This is a genomic window from Streptosporangium sp. NPDC003464 (assembly GCF_053588315.1).
In genome coordinates this window covers 57,053-71,622 of sequence record NZ_JBSFPS010000014.1, presented here as the reverse complement: position 1 = coordinate 71,622, position 14,570 = coordinate 57,053, and the positions used below count along the sequence as shown (strand labels likewise).

The 14,570-nt window shown below is 72.0% G+C and carries 12 protein-coding genes; 6 read left to right on the top strand and 6 right to left on the bottom strand.

The window, feature by feature from the left end; genetic code table 11:
• On the top strand, window positions 1-1,101 hold a 1,101-nt coding region (gene glpK, locus ACWDS7_RS05680; protein ID WP_451928287.1), incomplete at its 5' end, for a glycerol kinase GlpK.
• Window positions 1,102-1,149: 48 nt separating this feature from the next.
• Here glpK and nhaA read toward each other — a convergent pair.
• Entirely contained in the window at window positions 1,150-3,039 is a 1,890-nt protein-coding gene (nhaA, locus tag ACWDS7_RS05675; protein ID WP_451928286.1) for a Na+/H+ antiporter NhaA, read from the bottom strand.
• A gap of 279 nt (window positions 3,040-3,318) precedes the next feature.
• Between nhaA and ACWDS7_RS05670 the strand changes: the two genes are divergently transcribed.
• From ACWDS7_RS05670 to ACWDS7_RS05660, 3 genes are read left to right on the top strand one after another with little or no spacing between them, the layout of a single operon-like run.
• Entirely contained in the window at window positions 3,319-4,356 is a 1,038-nt protein-coding gene (locus ACWDS7_RS05670) for a substrate-binding domain-containing protein (protein WP_451928285.1), read from the top strand.
• 16 nt (window positions 4,357-4,372) lie between these two features.
• Entirely contained in the window at window positions 4,373-6,157 is a 1,785-nt protein-coding gene (locus ACWDS7_RS05665; RefSeq protein WP_451928284.1) for an ATP-binding cassette domain-containing protein, read from the top strand.
• A gap of 6 nt (window positions 6,158-6,163) precedes the next feature.
• The gene (locus tag ACWDS7_RS05660) at window positions 6,164-7,261 is read left to right on the top strand and encodes an ABC transporter permease (RefSeq protein WP_451928283.1); all 1,098 of its coding nucleotides are present in this window, start codon (window positions 6,164-6,166) and stop codon (window positions 7,259-7,261) included.
• A 140-nt stretch (window positions 7,262-7,401) separates the two neighbouring features.
• Here ACWDS7_RS05660 and ACWDS7_RS05655 read toward each other — a convergent pair whose 3' ends face one another.
• The 3 genes from ACWDS7_RS05655 to ACWDS7_RS05645 all read right to left on the bottom strand — a co-directional run bounded on the left by ACWDS7_RS05655 (window position 7,402) and on the right by ACWDS7_RS05645 (window position 10,514).
• Window positions 7,402-8,613, bottom strand: coding sequence for a cytochrome P450 (locus ACWDS7_RS05655; protein ID WP_451928282.1), 1,212 nt, complete (start codon window positions 8,611-8,613; stop codon window positions 7,402-7,404).
• Between the two features lie 294 nt (window positions 8,614-8,907).
• Window positions 8,908-9,876 carry an aldo/keto reductase gene (locus ACWDS7_RS05650; protein ID WP_451928281.1) on the bottom strand — a complete coding sequence of 323 codons (969 nt, stop codon included), beginning with the start codon at window positions 9,874-9,876 and terminating at the stop codon, window positions 8,908-8,910.
• A gap of 188 nt (window positions 9,877-10,064) precedes the next feature.
• Window positions 10,065-10,514, bottom strand: a complete 450-nt coding sequence (locus ACWDS7_RS05645; protein ID WP_451928280.1) for a MarR family winged helix-turn-helix transcriptional regulator — start codon at window positions 10,512-10,514, stop codon at window positions 10,065-10,067.
• A gap of 169 nt (window positions 10,515-10,683) precedes the next feature.
• Here ACWDS7_RS05645 and ACWDS7_RS05640 point away from each other — a divergent pair, with 169 nt between their 5' ends.
• Together ACWDS7_RS05640 and ACWDS7_RS05635 are read left to right on the top strand one after the other, a co-directional pair.
• Window positions 10,684-11,655 carry an ATP-binding cassette domain-containing protein gene (locus ACWDS7_RS05640; RefSeq protein WP_451928279.1) on the top strand — a complete coding sequence of 324 codons (972 nt, stop codon included), beginning with the start codon at window positions 10,684-10,686 and terminating at the stop codon, window positions 11,653-11,655.
• Window positions 11,656-11,657: 2 nt separating this feature from the next.
• A complete protein-coding gene (locus tag ACWDS7_RS05635; protein WP_451928278.1) occupies window positions 11,658-12,413 on the top strand; it encodes an ABC transporter permease in 756 nt (251 codons plus the stop codon).
• Between the two features lie 20 nt (window positions 12,414-12,433).
• Here ACWDS7_RS05635 and ACWDS7_RS05630 read toward each other — a convergent pair whose 3' ends face one another.
• A complete protein-coding gene (locus ACWDS7_RS05630) occupies window positions 12,434-12,985 on the bottom strand; it encodes a CGNR zinc finger domain-containing protein (protein ID WP_451928277.1) in 552 nt (183 codons plus the stop codon).
• A gap of 116 nt (window positions 12,986-13,101) precedes the next feature.
• Window positions 13,102-14,388: an endonuclease Q family protein gene (locus ACWDS7_RS05625; protein ID WP_451928276.1), complete on the bottom strand. Its 1,287-nt coding sequence runs from the start codon at window positions 14,386-14,388 to the stop codon at window positions 13,102-13,104.
• Between the last annotated feature and the right edge of the window lie 182 nt (window positions 14,389-14,570).

Sequence of the window (14,570 nt, the reverse complement as noted above, 5' to 3'; positions counted from 1 at the left end):
ATCCAATGGATCCTGGAGAACGTCGAGGGGGTGCGCCGGGCCGCCGAGGACGGCGAGGCGATCTTCGGCAACACCGACACCTGGCTGCTGTGGAATCTCACCGGGGGGACCGACGGCGGCGTGCACGTCACCGACCCGACCAACGCCAGCCGCACCATGCTGATGAACCTGGAGACCCTCGACTGGGACGAGGAACTGCTGTCCTTCTTCGGCATCCCCCGGCGGATGCTGCCGGCCATCAAACCCTCCTCCAACCCGGATCTGTACGGCACGACCAGGCGCACCGGCCCGCTGGGCGGAGAGGTCGCGCTCTCCGGTGACCTCGGCGACCAGCAGGCGGCGACCGTGGGGCAGGTCTGCTTCGAGGTGGGGGAGGCCAAGAACACCTACGGCACCGGTAACTTCCTGCTGCTGAACACCGGTCATGAGCTGGTGCGGTCGAAGAACGGCCTGCTGACCACGGTCTGCTACCAGTTCGGCGCCGACCGGCCGGTGTACGCGCTGGAGGGGTCGATCGCGGTGACCGGCTCGGCGGTGCAGTGGCTCCGTGACCAGCTCGGCATCATCTCCGGCGCGGCGCAGAGCGAGGCGCTGGCCCGGCAGGCCGGTGACAACGGCGGGGTGTATTTCGTGCCGGCCTTCTCGGGGCTGTTCGCCCCCTACTGGCGTTCGGACGCGCGGGGCGCGATCGTCGGGCTGTCGCGGTTCAACACCAACGCGCACATCGCGCGGGCCACCCTGGAGGCGATCTGCTACCAGAGCCGCGACGTCGTCGAGGCGATGCGGCAGGATTCCGGCGTCGCCCTCGACGTCCTGCGGGTCGACGGCGGCGTCACCGCCAACGACCTGTGCATGCAGATCCAGGCCGACGTCCTCGGGGTGCCGGTGTCCAAGCCGGTCGTGGCCGAGACGACCGCGCTCGGCGCCGCCTACGCGGCGGGCCTGGCCGTCGGCTTCTGGAAGTCGACCGACGAACTCAAGCAGAACTGGAACGAGGACCGGCGCTGGCAGCCGGAGTGGTCCGACGAGCAGCGGGCCGTCGGCTACGCCGGCTGGAAGAAGGCGGTCAACCGGACTCTCGACTGGGTCGACCTGTCCTGAGAAGGACGGGCCGGCCGGCCCTGAGGAGGGGGGCGCGCGGCCCTGGGGTCACGACTTCAGGGCCGCGCGCGCACGGGCGGCCCGCACGGCGGAGGTGAGGGTGGCGATGTCGTAGGCGCCGTGGTGCCGCCGTCCGTTGATGAAGAACGTCGGCGTGCCCGACACGCCGCTCAGGTCGGCGGAGTCGATGTCCTCGGCGACCCGGCCGGCGCCGGCGTGGCCGCGGAGGCTGTCGCGGAACCGCTCGACGTCGAGGCCGAGCTCCTCGGCGTAGCGGATCAGGTCGCGGACCCGGAGGTCGTTCTGGTTGCCGAGCAGGAGGTCGTGCATCTCCCAGAACGCCCCCTGCTCGGCCGCGGCCTCCGCCGCCTCCGCGGCGAGCTGGGCAGCGGGGTGCACGTCGCGCAGCGGGAGATGCCGCCAGACGTAACGGACGTCGCCGAGGTCGGTGAGCAGCTCGCGGATGACCGGCTCGGCCTGGCCGCAGTAGGGGCACTCGAAGTCCCCGTACTCGACCACGGTCACCGGCGCCTGCCTGGGGCCGCGCAGGTGGTCGCGGTCCGGGTCGACGGGCGCGGCGAGGTCGACGATGCTCTCGGAGGTGCCCAGCAGCGCCCGGATCCGGCGCCGCTTGGGCAGCAGCGCGGTCACGCGGTAGACGACCCATGTCATGAGGGGCGCGCAGAGCGCCGCGGTGAGGATGCCGAGCTTCGCCTCCTCCAGCTGCGGACCGTCGAAGGCGAGAGTGGCGATCAGCAGGGACACGGTGAAGCCGATGCCGGCGATCGTGCCGGCGGCCGTGACGGAGGCCCAGCCGACGGGCGGGCGCACGCGGCCGCGGCTCAGCCACGTCACCAGCCACGAGGATCCGATGATCCCGACCGGCTTGCCCACCAGGTAGGCCAGCAGGATCCCGATGGTGATCGGCGAGGTGAGCGCCCGCGCCAGGAAGTCGCCGCTGATCGTGACCCCCGCGTTCGACAGCGCGAAGAGCGGCACGACCAGATAGCTCACCCCCGGGTGGTAGAGCTGCTGCAGACGCTCGTTCGGTGAGATCGTCGAGGCGAGCCCCATGCTGGCCGAGCGTGCCAGCTCCGGTGTCGGCTGCTCCCGGAAGAGCCGGAAGAGGTTCGTCGCGTGCTCCAGGTCGCCGCGCGCGACCGGCGAGGCGTAGGTCAGCAGCCCCATGGCCAGGCCGATGACGATGGGCTCGACACCGGACTTGAAGAGCGCGGCCCAAGCCGCCACGCCGAGCAGCGCGTAGGGGAGGCCGCGGCGCACGCCGGCGGCGCGGACGAGCAGGATCACGCCGAAGATCCCGATCGCGGCCAGCAGCGCCGGCAGCGTGATCCGCTCGCTGTAGAAGATCGTGATGACTCCGAGCGCGACGAGGTCGTCGACGACGGTGACCGTGAGCAGGTAGGTGCGCAGCCGTGCCGGGAAGCGGGACCCGAACAGCGCGAGCATGCCGAGGGCGAACGCCGTGTCCGTCGACATCGCCGCACCCCAGCCGTGCGCGGAGGGGCTGCCCGCGTTGACGGTGAGATAGATCGCGACGGGCACGGCCATCCCGCCGACGCCGGCGGCGAGCGGCAGCACGAGCCGCCGCCGGTCGCGCAGCTCTCCCATGTCGAACTCGCGGCGCGCCTCGAGCCCGACGACGAAGAAGAAGAACGTCATCAGCCCGCTGTTCACCCACCCGCGCAGGTCCTGCGACACCTCGAAGCCGCCGAGGTGGATGGAGACCGGCATCCGCCAGACAGTCCCGTACGACGCCGGGCCGATGTTGGCCCAGGCCAGGGCGGCCAGCGTGGCGACGAGCAGGACCATGGCGCTGCCGGTCTCGGTGCGCAGGAACTCGCGGAGCGGAGTGCTGAGACCCTGCGTCCATACGGTCCGTCCGGAGAACGGCGGGCCCGATTCCCGTGGTTCTGTCATCCCTGACGTTATCTCTTGTCCGGCGCCGTCGCCCGGAGGCGGACTCGTCGAGCACGGGCGGGAAGGTAATGACTTCTTTTCCCCCTGTTAGTTTCCAGCGCAACACTTCCGGGGCTTTGCTGGAAGCAACCGACCATCACGGGTCTCTGCTGAACGAAAAAATCCTTCAGGTGCCTCCCCTCAGCGCCGTCGGCACCCGTCCGTCATCCGTAGATCTATAGCGGCAGCCGCCTGAGACGCCTGCCGGCATCCCCCCTGAGTGGTTTTCAGGAGGTCGTTATGGCTCGCTCACGCATCGTCTTCTCCCTCTCGCTCGTCGCGGCCATCGCGCTGGTGGCGCTGGTGCTCGGAGTGGTGGGAGGCCGGGCGACGAGCTCGGCCAGCCAGACGTCGGGCGGAGGTGCGGCCGGAGCGGCCGGCGGCAAGAAGATCGACGTGATCATCAAGGCCAGCGACTCCTCGTTCTGGCAGACGATGATCGCCGGGGCGAAGCAGTCCGGCGGGGACTTCGGCCTCAAGGTGAGCACCTTCGGTCCCACCTCGGAGACGAACATCGACCAGCAGGTGCAACTGGTCGAGAACTCCATCTCCCGGGGCGTCGACGGTCTCGTCATCGCGCCCAACTCCTCCAGCGCCCTGAACTCGGCGATCGACCGGGCGCGCAAGGCGGGCCTCAAGGTCATCACCGTGGACAGCCGCGTGACCACCCCCTCGGAGGGGTTCATCGGCACCGACAACGTCAAGGCCGGGACACAGGCCGGCAAGCGCATGTGCGAGCTGCTCAAGGCGCAGAACAAGACGAGCGGCAGTGTCATGATCGAGTCCTCCGTGGCGGGCATCCAGTCGCTGGTCGCCCGGGACTCCGGCTTCAAGCAGGGGTTGGCGAACAACTGCCCGCAGGTCAAGGTGGCACTGCAGCGCTACAACAACAACGACATCAACACCGCCGCCTCCCAGGTCAACGACGCGCTGACCGCCAACCCCGAGCTGGCGGGAGTGTTCGCCGACAACAACACCTCGGGGGTCGGCGCGGCCCGGGCGATCCAGGACAACAAGGTCACCGACACCGTGCCCGTCGTGGCGTTCGACTCCGACCCGCAGGAGAACGCCGCGCTGGCCGCCGGCACCATCGACGCGCTGGTGGTGCAGAACCCCTACTTCTTCGGATACCAGGGCGTCCTGGCGGCCGGAATGGCCACGGTCGGCCGCGTCCCGCCGCGTGACATCGACCCCGGAGCGGTCGTCGCGGACAAGCGGAACATGAACGAGCCCGACGTGAAGCTGCTGCTCAACCCGCCGACGATGAAGGCGGAGTGACGGAGATGAGGGCGGAATGATGAAAGAGCCCGTCGTCGAACTGCACGGCGTCTCCAAGGCCTTCGGCCCCGTGCAGGCGCTCACCGACGTATCGCTCCGCCTGGTCCCCGGTCAGGTGAACTGCCTGGCCGGGGAGAACGGCGCGGGGAAGTCGACCCTGATCCGGGTGCTGACGGGCGCGCTGCGCCGCGACAGCGGCTCCTACGAGATCGACGGCCGGTCGGTCACCGCCCCGACGCCGGCCTCGGTGCGCGCGGCCGGCGTCCAGGCCGTCTACCAGGAGCTCAGCCTCCTGCCGCACCTGTCGGTCGCGGAGAACCTGTTCATGGGCCGCCTCCCGGCACGTAGCGGGGTCATCGCCAGAAACCGGCTGCGCGTCCGCGCCCGGGAGGCCCTCGACGAGGTCGGCCTGGCGGACCTCAGCCCGGAGGCCATCGTGGAACGGCTCCCGGCGGCCACCCGCCAGCTCGTGGAGATCGCCAAGGTGCTGACCGCGGACTCCGTCAAGGTGATCGTGTTCGACGAGCCGACCACGGCGCTGACCGAGGCGGAGTCGGAGCGGCTGCTCGAACACATCCTGCGGCTGCGCGAGCGCGGCATAGCGATGCTCTACGTGACCCACCGGCTTGAGGAGATGTTCGAGATCGGCGACTGGGTGACCGTCCTGCGGGACGGGAGCCTGTCCGAGGCGGGGCCGATCAGCGACTACGACGAGGACAAGCTGATCACCGCGATGGTCGGGCGGGAGATCAGCTCGCTCTACCCGGAGACCCACCGCAAGGCCGGGACGCCCGCGCTGCGGGTGCGGGGACTGCGTCGCTTCGAGAACTCGCCGAGCATCGACCTGCACGTCGGAGCCGGGGAGATCCTCGGCATCGGGGGCCTGCTGGGATCGGGGCGCAGCGGGCTGCTGCTGTCCATCTTCGGCGCCGCCCCCATCGTGGCGGGGGAGCTGGAGGTGATGGGCAAGCCCGTGAAACCGTCCGGGCCGCGCACGATGATGAACGCCGGGGTGGGGCTGCTCACCGAGGACCGCAAGGTGCTCGGGCTGCTGCCGGAGCTGTCGATCCGGGAGAACGTCACCATCGCCAGCCTGCGCAGCGGCTCCCGGCGCGGCCTGCTCCCCGGCCGGGAGCAGGTCGAGGAGGCCGACCGGCTGCTCGACAGCCTGCGGCTGCGAGCCGGTTCCTACGAGCAGCCGGTCTCGACGCTGTCGGGCGGCAACCAGCAGAAGGTCCTGCTCGCCCGCTGGCTGCTCACCAAGCCGAAGGTACTGATCTTCGACGAGCCGACCAAGGGGATCGACGTCGGCGCCAAGGGCGAGCTCTACACGGTGATCGGGGACCTGGCCGCCAAGGGGCTGGGCATCATCGTGGTCTCGTCGTACCTCCCGGAGCTGCTCGGCCTCGCCGACCGCATCCTCGTGCTGCGGGACGGCGCGGTCGCGGGCGAGCTTCCCGGGACCGCCACCGAGGAGGACGTGCTCCGCCTGGCGAGCGGCGGCGGCAAAGGCGCCGAGCCGCTGCTCCGGGAGGAGATCCCGGCACCCCGCGCGGGGGCCCCGGCGCCCCGTGAGGGGGCCCCGCGGCCGGAGGAGACGGCTCCGGTGTACCGGGGTGGTGAGGCTCCGGCCGGGCCTGAGGGGGCTCCGGTGATCGGGGCGGCGGGTCCGGCGCCCCGCGAGGGGGCCCCGGCCTCCGGCGAAGGGGCTCCGAGGCCGGGGGCGACGGCCCCGACGACCTCGGAGGGCGCGGGAGCCACGGGCCCACCGGCCCCAGACGATCCAGGACAGGAGAGGTGAGCCGAGATGCCCAAGCTGATCTGGCGGGAACCGATCGCCACCACCACGATCACCAGCCGGCCGCCGACCGGCGAGGGGCTGGGGCCGGAGGCGGTGCCCAGGGCCAGGGAGCCGGAACCGGGACGGAAGCCGGAGGCCGAGCCCCCACGACGGGTCATCACGCTGGGGGACATCGCGGGACGGGAGAGCGGCGGACTCGTCGTGCTGCTCGTGGCGGTCGGCGCCCTCACCCTCGCCAGCGACGAGTTCCTCACCGCCAACAACCTGGCCAACCTCGCCCGGCAGGTCGCCATCTTCGGGATCATCGCGGTCGGCCAGCTCGTGGTCATCCTGACGGCCGGGATCGACCTGTCGGTCGGTTCGGTCCTCGGCCTGTCCGGCGCGACCACCGCGCAGCTCCTGGTCGCCGGCATGCCGATCTGGCCGGCGTTCCTGGTCGGGGTCGCGATCGGCACCGCGCTCGGGATCGTCAACGGCCTGCTGGTGACCTACGCGAAGCTGCCACCGTTCATCGCGACCCTGGGCATGCTCGGCATCGCCCGAGGGATCGTCCTGGTCACCACCGACGCCCAGACCATCCAGGGCCTGCCGGCCGGATTCCAGGAGATCGCCAACGGCACGATCCTGGGCATCCCCAACCTTCTCCTCATCGCCGCCCTGGTGACGGGTGTGATGTGGTTCGTGCTCTCCCGGACCGTCTTCGGCCGGTACATCTACGCGGTCGGCTCCAACCCCGAGTCCGCCCGCCTCGCGGGTGTGCCGGTGCGCATGGTCACGATCTCGGTCTACGCGATCTCGGGCATGCTCGCGGGTCTCGGTGGAGTGCTGCTGGCGTCCAGGCTGGGCGCGGGCATCCCCACCGCCGGGACGGGCTTCGAGCTCAACGCGATCGCCGCCTGCGTCATCGGCGGCGCCAGCCTGTTCGGCGCCAAGGGCAGCGCCCTCGGCGCGGCCACCGGAGCGTTGATCATGGGAGTCCTCAACAACGGCGGGAACCTCCTGGCGATCAACGCCTTCTACCTCCAGATCGCCATCGGCGTGCTCATCCTCGTCGCGGTCGGCTTCGACCAGCTGAACACCAGGAGGGCGGCCAGCAACGCCTGACCGGGGGCGCCGGCTCCCACCACGTCCGGGCACCCGGCCGTGCCCCACCCGGAAGGACGGCCGGCCGTGTCCCGGCAAGGACGTCCGGTCGCGCCCCGGCCGGAAGGACGCCCGGCCGGGGCGGTGGGCTCACCCGGCCGCTACCACGTGACCGGGATGCGGGTGAACCCCCCGGTGAGGGAGGCCTCGCGCTCGACCAGCTCCTCGGCGGGGACGGCGAGCGCCAGGGTGGGGAAGCGCCGGAACAGGGTGCCGAACACCGACCGGAGCTCCACCCGGGCGAGGCTCGCCCCGATGCAGTAGCGGGCCGCGTAGCCGAAGGCGAGCTGCGGGTCGCCGAGCGGACGGCCGATGTCGAAACGGTCGGGGTCGGGGAAGGTCCGCTCGTCGCGGTTGGCCGCCGTCGTGGCGATGAGCACCGCCTCGCCGCGCTTGATCGCCACGCCGCCGATGCTCAGGTCCTCGTGGGCGTAACGCGGCAGGCCGTGGTTGCCCGGCGCCGCCATCCGCAGGATCTCCTCGACGGCCGGGGCCGTCAGCGACGGATCGGTGATCAGGGCGTCGCGCTGCGCCGGGTTGGCCAGCAGCAGCAGCACGCCGTAGTCGATCCGGTTGACCGTCGTCTCGTGGCCGGCGAACAGCAGCCCCGCGGCGAGGGTGGCGATCTCCTCGTCGGGCGCCTCCATGGTGGCCATGTCGGAGAACACGTCGTCGGCGGGGTTGGCTCGCTTCTCGACCAGGATGCCGCGGGTGTAGCCGGCCAGCTCGTTCAGCGCCGCCTCCGCGCGGTCCGGATCGCTCAGATCCGTCATCTCGTCGGCCAGCTTCCTGAAGTGCCCGCGGTCGCCGTACGGCACGCCGAGCAGCTCGCAGATCACCAGCACGGGCAGCGGCAGGGAGAACTCCTGGCGCAGGTCCACCGGGGGCGGCAGCTCGGCCATGTGGTCCAGCAGGCCGTCGACGAGCTGCTGGACGTGTGGTTCGAGGGCGCTCATCCGGCGGGCGGAGAAGGCCGGGGCGAGCATCCGGCGCATCCGGTCGTGCTCGGCCTTCTCGGTCTCGATGTCGCCGCGCGGGCCGCCGAGCAGCACCGAGCCGGAGATCCGGGCGGCGCGTTCCGGGTCGGGGGCCGAGCGGCCGAGACGCGGGTCGGCGAAGGCCTGCCTGGCCTCCTCGTAGCCGGAGACCAGCCAGGCGATGTCGCCCGCCTGGGTGCGGACCCGGGTCACCGGCCTGACGGCCCGCAGCGCGCGGTACATCCGCGGCACCTCCAGCGGGTTGTTCCGCGCGAACGGCAGCCTCGGCAGATCGTCGCCGGTGTGGTCGCTGTGGTGGGTGATCTGGTTGTCCATGGCCGGGAGGCACCCCCAAGGCTCGACGGCAGGGCCACTTCCGAACGTTTCACCTGCAGGCGTGTTCGGCAAGAAGGCAGGGCGTCGCGTGCCCTGTCCTGCCCCGCATGTTTCGACCCTATGCGAGCCGCACCGCCGCACGCCCCCCGCCCCGCACGCTCCGGCCCCAGGCCGGTGTGCCGTGCCCGGCACGCTCCGGCCCCGCACGCTCCGGCCTCGGGCCGGTGTGCCGTGCCCGGCATGTTCCGGCCCCGGGCGGGTGTGCCGTGCCTGGCACGCTCCGGCCCCGGGCGTTCAGCCCCAGGCCAGTGTGCCGCGCCCGGCCCAGTAGGTCTCGGGGTCCTCGGCCAGGTCGGCCAGCCGCCCGTCGAGCTCGGCGTCCCAGCCCACCTCGGCCGCGCCCAGGTTGCTGCGGAGCTGCCCGGCCGAGACCGCGCCGCTCAGCACCACCCCGGCCCACGGCTGTGCCAGCACGGCCGCGAGCGCGAGCGCGTCGGGCGTCACCCCCCGATCGCGCGCGGCCGACGCCAGCGCGGCGGGCGCCGCGCGGGCGGTCAGCCGCCCGTTCGCCACCCCCTCCTTGACGATCACGCCCATCCCCGCCCCGTGCGCCCGGGCGAGCGCCGCGCCGGCCGAACGTTCGAGCAGGTTCCAGGTGGACTGCACGGTGTCGAACGCCCCGATCTCGACCGCCCGCGTGACCGTGTCCGCCTGACGCGGCCCCGTCGTGCTGAGCCCGATCGCGACGCCCTCGGCCCGCAGCGCGCGCAGCCGGTCCAGCACGCCCTCGTCCTCGAGCACCCCGCTCTCCACCGTCGCCGAATGGATCTGGTAGAGCGACAGATGCTCTCCGAGCAGCTCGCGCGTCTGGTCGAGCTGGCGGCGGAGCTGCTCGGCCGAGAGGTCCTTCACCTCGTGGTGCTCGGCGTCCATCCGCCAGCCGCCCACATAGGCGTATCCCCATTTCGAGCCGACGGTCACCGCTCCAGGGGCGATCCCCCGCTCGCGCAGCCAACCGGCGAGGAACTCCTCCGCGCGGCCGTACGAGCGCGCCGTGTCGAAGTAGCGCACGCCCTCCGCCCACGCCGCGTCGAGCACGGCCCACGTCCGCGACCGCATCGTGGCGACGCCGCGGTCGTCGCCGAGGTCCTCCTCGCGGCCGAGCGTGATGTAGGCGGGGCGGCCGAGCGCGGCCAGGCCGAGACCGAGCGGCGTCACCGCCAGGTGAGTGCGGCCCAGCGGCCGTCGGACGAGTTCCTCCACCCCCACAACACTAACCAACGGGGGCGGGGCCGATCATGGGGAGCTCCTGCGACGTTCCTGGCCACGGCCCCGCGTCGGTACCCGGGTGGCGGCGTGACCGGCCTGCCGTACCGGGCTCCCAGTCCCGGGCGCCGGCCTGCCGTACCGGGCTCCTCACCCGGGCATCGGCACACGGCGGTGGAGGTGTCCTACATCCCCGACAGCCAGCTCTCGTCGTCGGTGGCGTGGGCGAGCAGGCGCTGCAGCAGCCCCCGCAGGGTCTCGATCTCGGGAGGGCTCATGTCGCCGAGGAAGCCGGCCTCCGCCCGGGTCAGCGACTCCCGCGTCCGGGCGAGCAGGCGCTCGGTGCCCGGGGCCAGCGCGAGCCTGCGGGTGCGGCCGGAGGAGCCCGGCAGGCGGCCCAGGTGACCGGCCCGTTCCAGCTCGCCGACCATCTCGTGCAGGGACTGGCGCGAGACGCCCAGCTGGCGGGCCAGCTCGGACATGGTGAGCTCCGGTTCGAGCTGGAGCTGCGTGAGCAGTCCGTACTGCCGCAGGGTGAGCCCGTGGGGCCGCAGCTCCTCCTCCGCCCGGCGGGAGGCCAGCGTGAAGGCGTAGGCCAGCAGGTAGGGGATGGGCGGCTTGGTCGGCGGGTGCACGTCCCAACCCTAGGTGCGGGACCGATTGTCAGGGTCCCTGACAGATTAACGTAATTCGAATCTAAGCTTTTCGAGCTTCGCGCCCGGCTCCGGCCGTGGCGCCCACCCAATCCCGCGGCAGCGCCTGTCTTCGGCATGCCCGCACACGGATCCGAGCACTGGAGGAGAGATGATCCACGCCCGTGGACTGGCCCGGCGTTTCCGGGTCAAAGGAGAGACCGTCGAGGCCGTGCGCGACCTCGACCTCGACGTCGAGAAAGGAGAGCTGGTCGCCTTCCTCGGCCCGAACGGCGCGGGCAAGTCGACCAGCCTGCGCATGCTGACCACGCTGCTCCCCCCGAGCGCGGGCAGCGCGACCGTCGCCGGATGCGACGTGCTCACCGATCCGGCCGGGACGCGCCGGCGGATCGGATACATCGGCCAGGGCAACGGCGCGGGGGAGAACTTCCGTGTCCACGACGAGCTGGTGACCCAGGGGCGCTGCTACGGGCTGCCCCGGGCGGAGTCGCACCGGCGGGCCGGCGAGCTGCTCGCCGCGCTGAACCTCGAAACGCTGGCCAAACGCCCCGCGGGCACGCTCTCGGGCGGGCAGCGGCGCCGTCTCGACGTCGCGCTCGGACTGGTCCACCGGCCCGAACTGCTCTTCCTGGACGAGCCCTCCACCGGCCTGGACCCGCACAGCCGCGCCAACCTCTGGGAGCACATCCTGCGGCTGCGCGAGGAGTCCGGCATGACGATCTTCCTGACCACCCACTACCTGGACGAGGCCGACTCCATGGCCGAGCGGGTAATGATCATCGATCACGGGCGGGTGATCGCCGACGACTCCCCGGAGAACCTGAAGGCCGACCTGGCCGGTGACCGCATCACCGTCACCACCGGCGACGGGGCGGACGCCGAGCGGGCGGCCCGGATCGCCCGGCTGGTCCCGACGGCGCACGAGGTCACCGCCCAGGGGGACACGGTGTCTCTGCGGGTCAGGCGCGGCACCGCCGTACTGCCGGAGTTCCTCCGGTCCCTGGAGGCCGCCGGGGTGAAGGCGCTCACCGCCGAGGTCGGGCGCCCCACCCTCGACGACGTCTTCCTCGCGCTCACCGGCCGCAGCCTGCGCGAGAGCGCCCACACCCCCGAAGGAGCCTGAAGGTGAACATCGTCAGCGACACCGGCGTCGTGTTCGCCCGGGAGATCCGTCCCGAGCTGCGCAACCCCATCGGCCTCCTCTTCGGCATGATCCAGCCGCTCATCTTCCTCGCCCTGTTCGGCCCCCTCCTGCCGGGCACGCCCGGGGTCGGGCAGACCTCGCCCTGGCAGTGGTTCGTGCCGGGCATCGTGGTCATGCTCGGCCTGTCCGGCACGGGGTCGGCCGGTTACTACCTCCTGGTGGAGGGCGGGGGCGGTTCTCTGGAACGGATGCTGGTCACCCCGCTGAACAGGACCGCGATGCTGGTCGGCCGGACGATGAAGGAGATCGTCACCCTGCTCGCCCAGGCCGCCCTGATCATCGTGGTGGTGCTGCCGTTCGGCTTCCGCCCCCACCTCCTCGGCACCGTGGCCGGGCTGCTCGTGCTGGCCGTGCTCGGCGTCGGGCTGGGCTCGTTCTCCTTCGCGCTGGCCCTCGCCGCCCGCAGGCAGCCGTCGATCTTCTACGGCGTGCAGCAGACACTGCTGTTCCCGCTCATGCTCCTGTCCGGCGTGCTGCTGCCCGTGGAGAACGCCCCCTCCTGGCTGTACGGCATGGCCCGCGCCAACCCGGTGACCTACGTGGTCGAGGCGGAGCGGGCCCTGTTCGCCGGGGACCTCGCCCACCCCTCGGTGCCCTACGGCGTGGCCGCGGCCGTGGTGGTCGCCCTGGCCGGTCTCGCCGTCGGGACCCGCGGCATGCGCCGCGCGTCCCTGTGAGGGGCGGGGCGCCCGTCCGGCTAGTCCTTGTGCCGCTGGTAGTAACGGGCGACGCGGACGCGGTTGCCGCACAGCGCGGGTGAGCACCAGCGGCGGCGCGGGTGGGCCGGGAGGAACAGCATGCGGCAGCCGGGGCCCTCACAGCCGCGGACCTTGGTGACCGCCGGACCGGCGAGAAGGTCGACGGCGGCCTCGGCGAGCTCGGCCAGGAGCCGGGCGCGGGAGTCTCCGGCCCTGATCACGGTGGCGGTCAGCGCGGCGCCGTCCCACGTCAGCCTCCGGTACGGCGGAGCCGCGCGCTGGGCCTCGTGGAGCGCGTCCAGAGCGGTCTGAGGCGGAGCGGCGCCCTGCCGGGCCTGCTCGACGGCCTCGGTGATGTGGCCGCGGAGCGCCCGTACCGCCGCCAGGTCGGCGTCGTCGGCCGTCTCCACCGGTGACAGCCGCCCGTCCTGGGCGAGCAGCCACTCTCGGAAGGTGTCTGGAGAGGCGAGCACGTCGAACTCGCCGTCGGGCATGTTGGCCCGGGTGTTGAGCAGATCCAGAGCGAGGGGCTCACCGGTCAGGACGTCCATTGTGCTAATGCTATTGCATCTCCACGAAACATTAGATGGGGCTCGCCGGGCGTGCCCCGTTCCACGCAGGCGAGATCGACGATCGTCATGCGGAGGACGCCATGCCGGGCCGGGCGTCAGAAGAGCGCGGGGGCGGCGGCCGCGCTCAGCCGTTCCAGCTCGCCGGGTTCGAAGAGCCGGATCACCCCGTACTCGCCGTCGTATCCGGCCTCCCGGATCACCTCGCCGCGGCGCAGCCGGTCGACGGCCTCGCCGAGCAGCGGCGAGCGGGTCCGGATGTCGTCGACGGGCACGTCCTCCAATATCGCCAGCTCGGGTCCCAGGGCGGCGGTGAGCCTGTCGATCTCCCGCAGGACCTTCTTGCTCTTCGGCCCCACGCCGAGGATCTCGCTCACGATCTCCGGCAGCGGGACGAGGCGGCGGAAGCCGGCGGCGCCGGCCGGCCGGACGCCTTCCGGCCGGTCGGCCAGGTCCTCGACCCGGCTCAGCACGCCGACCGTGAGCGGTTTCCCGCACACGGGGCAGATCCCGCCGTGCTCGCGGGTCTCCCGCGGCTCCATCCGGACGCCGCACCCGCGGTGCCCGTCGGCGTGATACCTGCCCTCCTCCGGGAAGAACTCCACCGTGCCCGCGTGCCCGGTGCCGGTCCGCAGCGCCCGCAGCACCGCGAAGTAGTCAAGGTCGGTCTCGAACACCGTGGCCTCGCGGCCGACCATGGGCGGCGAGTGCGCGTCGGAGTGGCTGACCAGCCGGTAGCGGTCGAGGGCGGAGACCCGCCAGTTCATGGCCGGATCGCTGGACAGCCCGGTCTCCACCGCGAAGACGTGGTCGGCGAGGTCGCCGTAGCACTCCTCGATCGTGTCGAACCCGGACTTGGAGCCGAACACCCCGAACCACGGCGTCCAGGCGTGGGCGGCCACCAGGTAGGCGCCCTCGCCGCTGTTCAGGGTGATCTCCAGCAGGTCGCGGGAGTGCAGGCCGAGGATGGGCCGGCCGTCCGAGCTCAGGTTGCCGACCTGCCCGAGCCTGCGGTTGAAGGCCGCGGCCGCGTCGAAGTCCGGCATGTAGACCAGGTGATGGATCTTGCGGGTGCGCCCGCCGCTCTTGTAGACCGTCGAGATCTCCACCGACAGCATGAACCGCACCTGACCGGAGGCCAGGCCGGACGGCAGCGTGCGGAGGATGTCGCGGTCCAGGTCCTCGCGGAGCCGGAACAGCCCCGGCTCCGCCGGCACGAGCTTGTCGCGCAACTGCTCGGACCAGAGCGGATGGGTGAAGTCGCCGGTGCCCATCAGCGTGACGCCCTTGCGCCGCGCCCACCACGTCAGGTGCTCCAGATCGCTGTCACCGCTGCAGGCCCTGGAGTATTTCGAGTGGATGTGCAGATCGGCATGGAACCGCATCCACCACATTGTTTCACAGGCCCGCCGGGAACGGGCGGGCCGGGGAGGGCGCGGACCCGGCCCGCGCCCTCCGGACCTGGCCTCCTCCGATCCCGAGAAGTCGGCGGACGCCCGAGGCAGGCCGGCGGACGCCCGGGGCAGGCCGACGGGACGATCCTCCGGCAAGGCGCGCAAAATGGGAT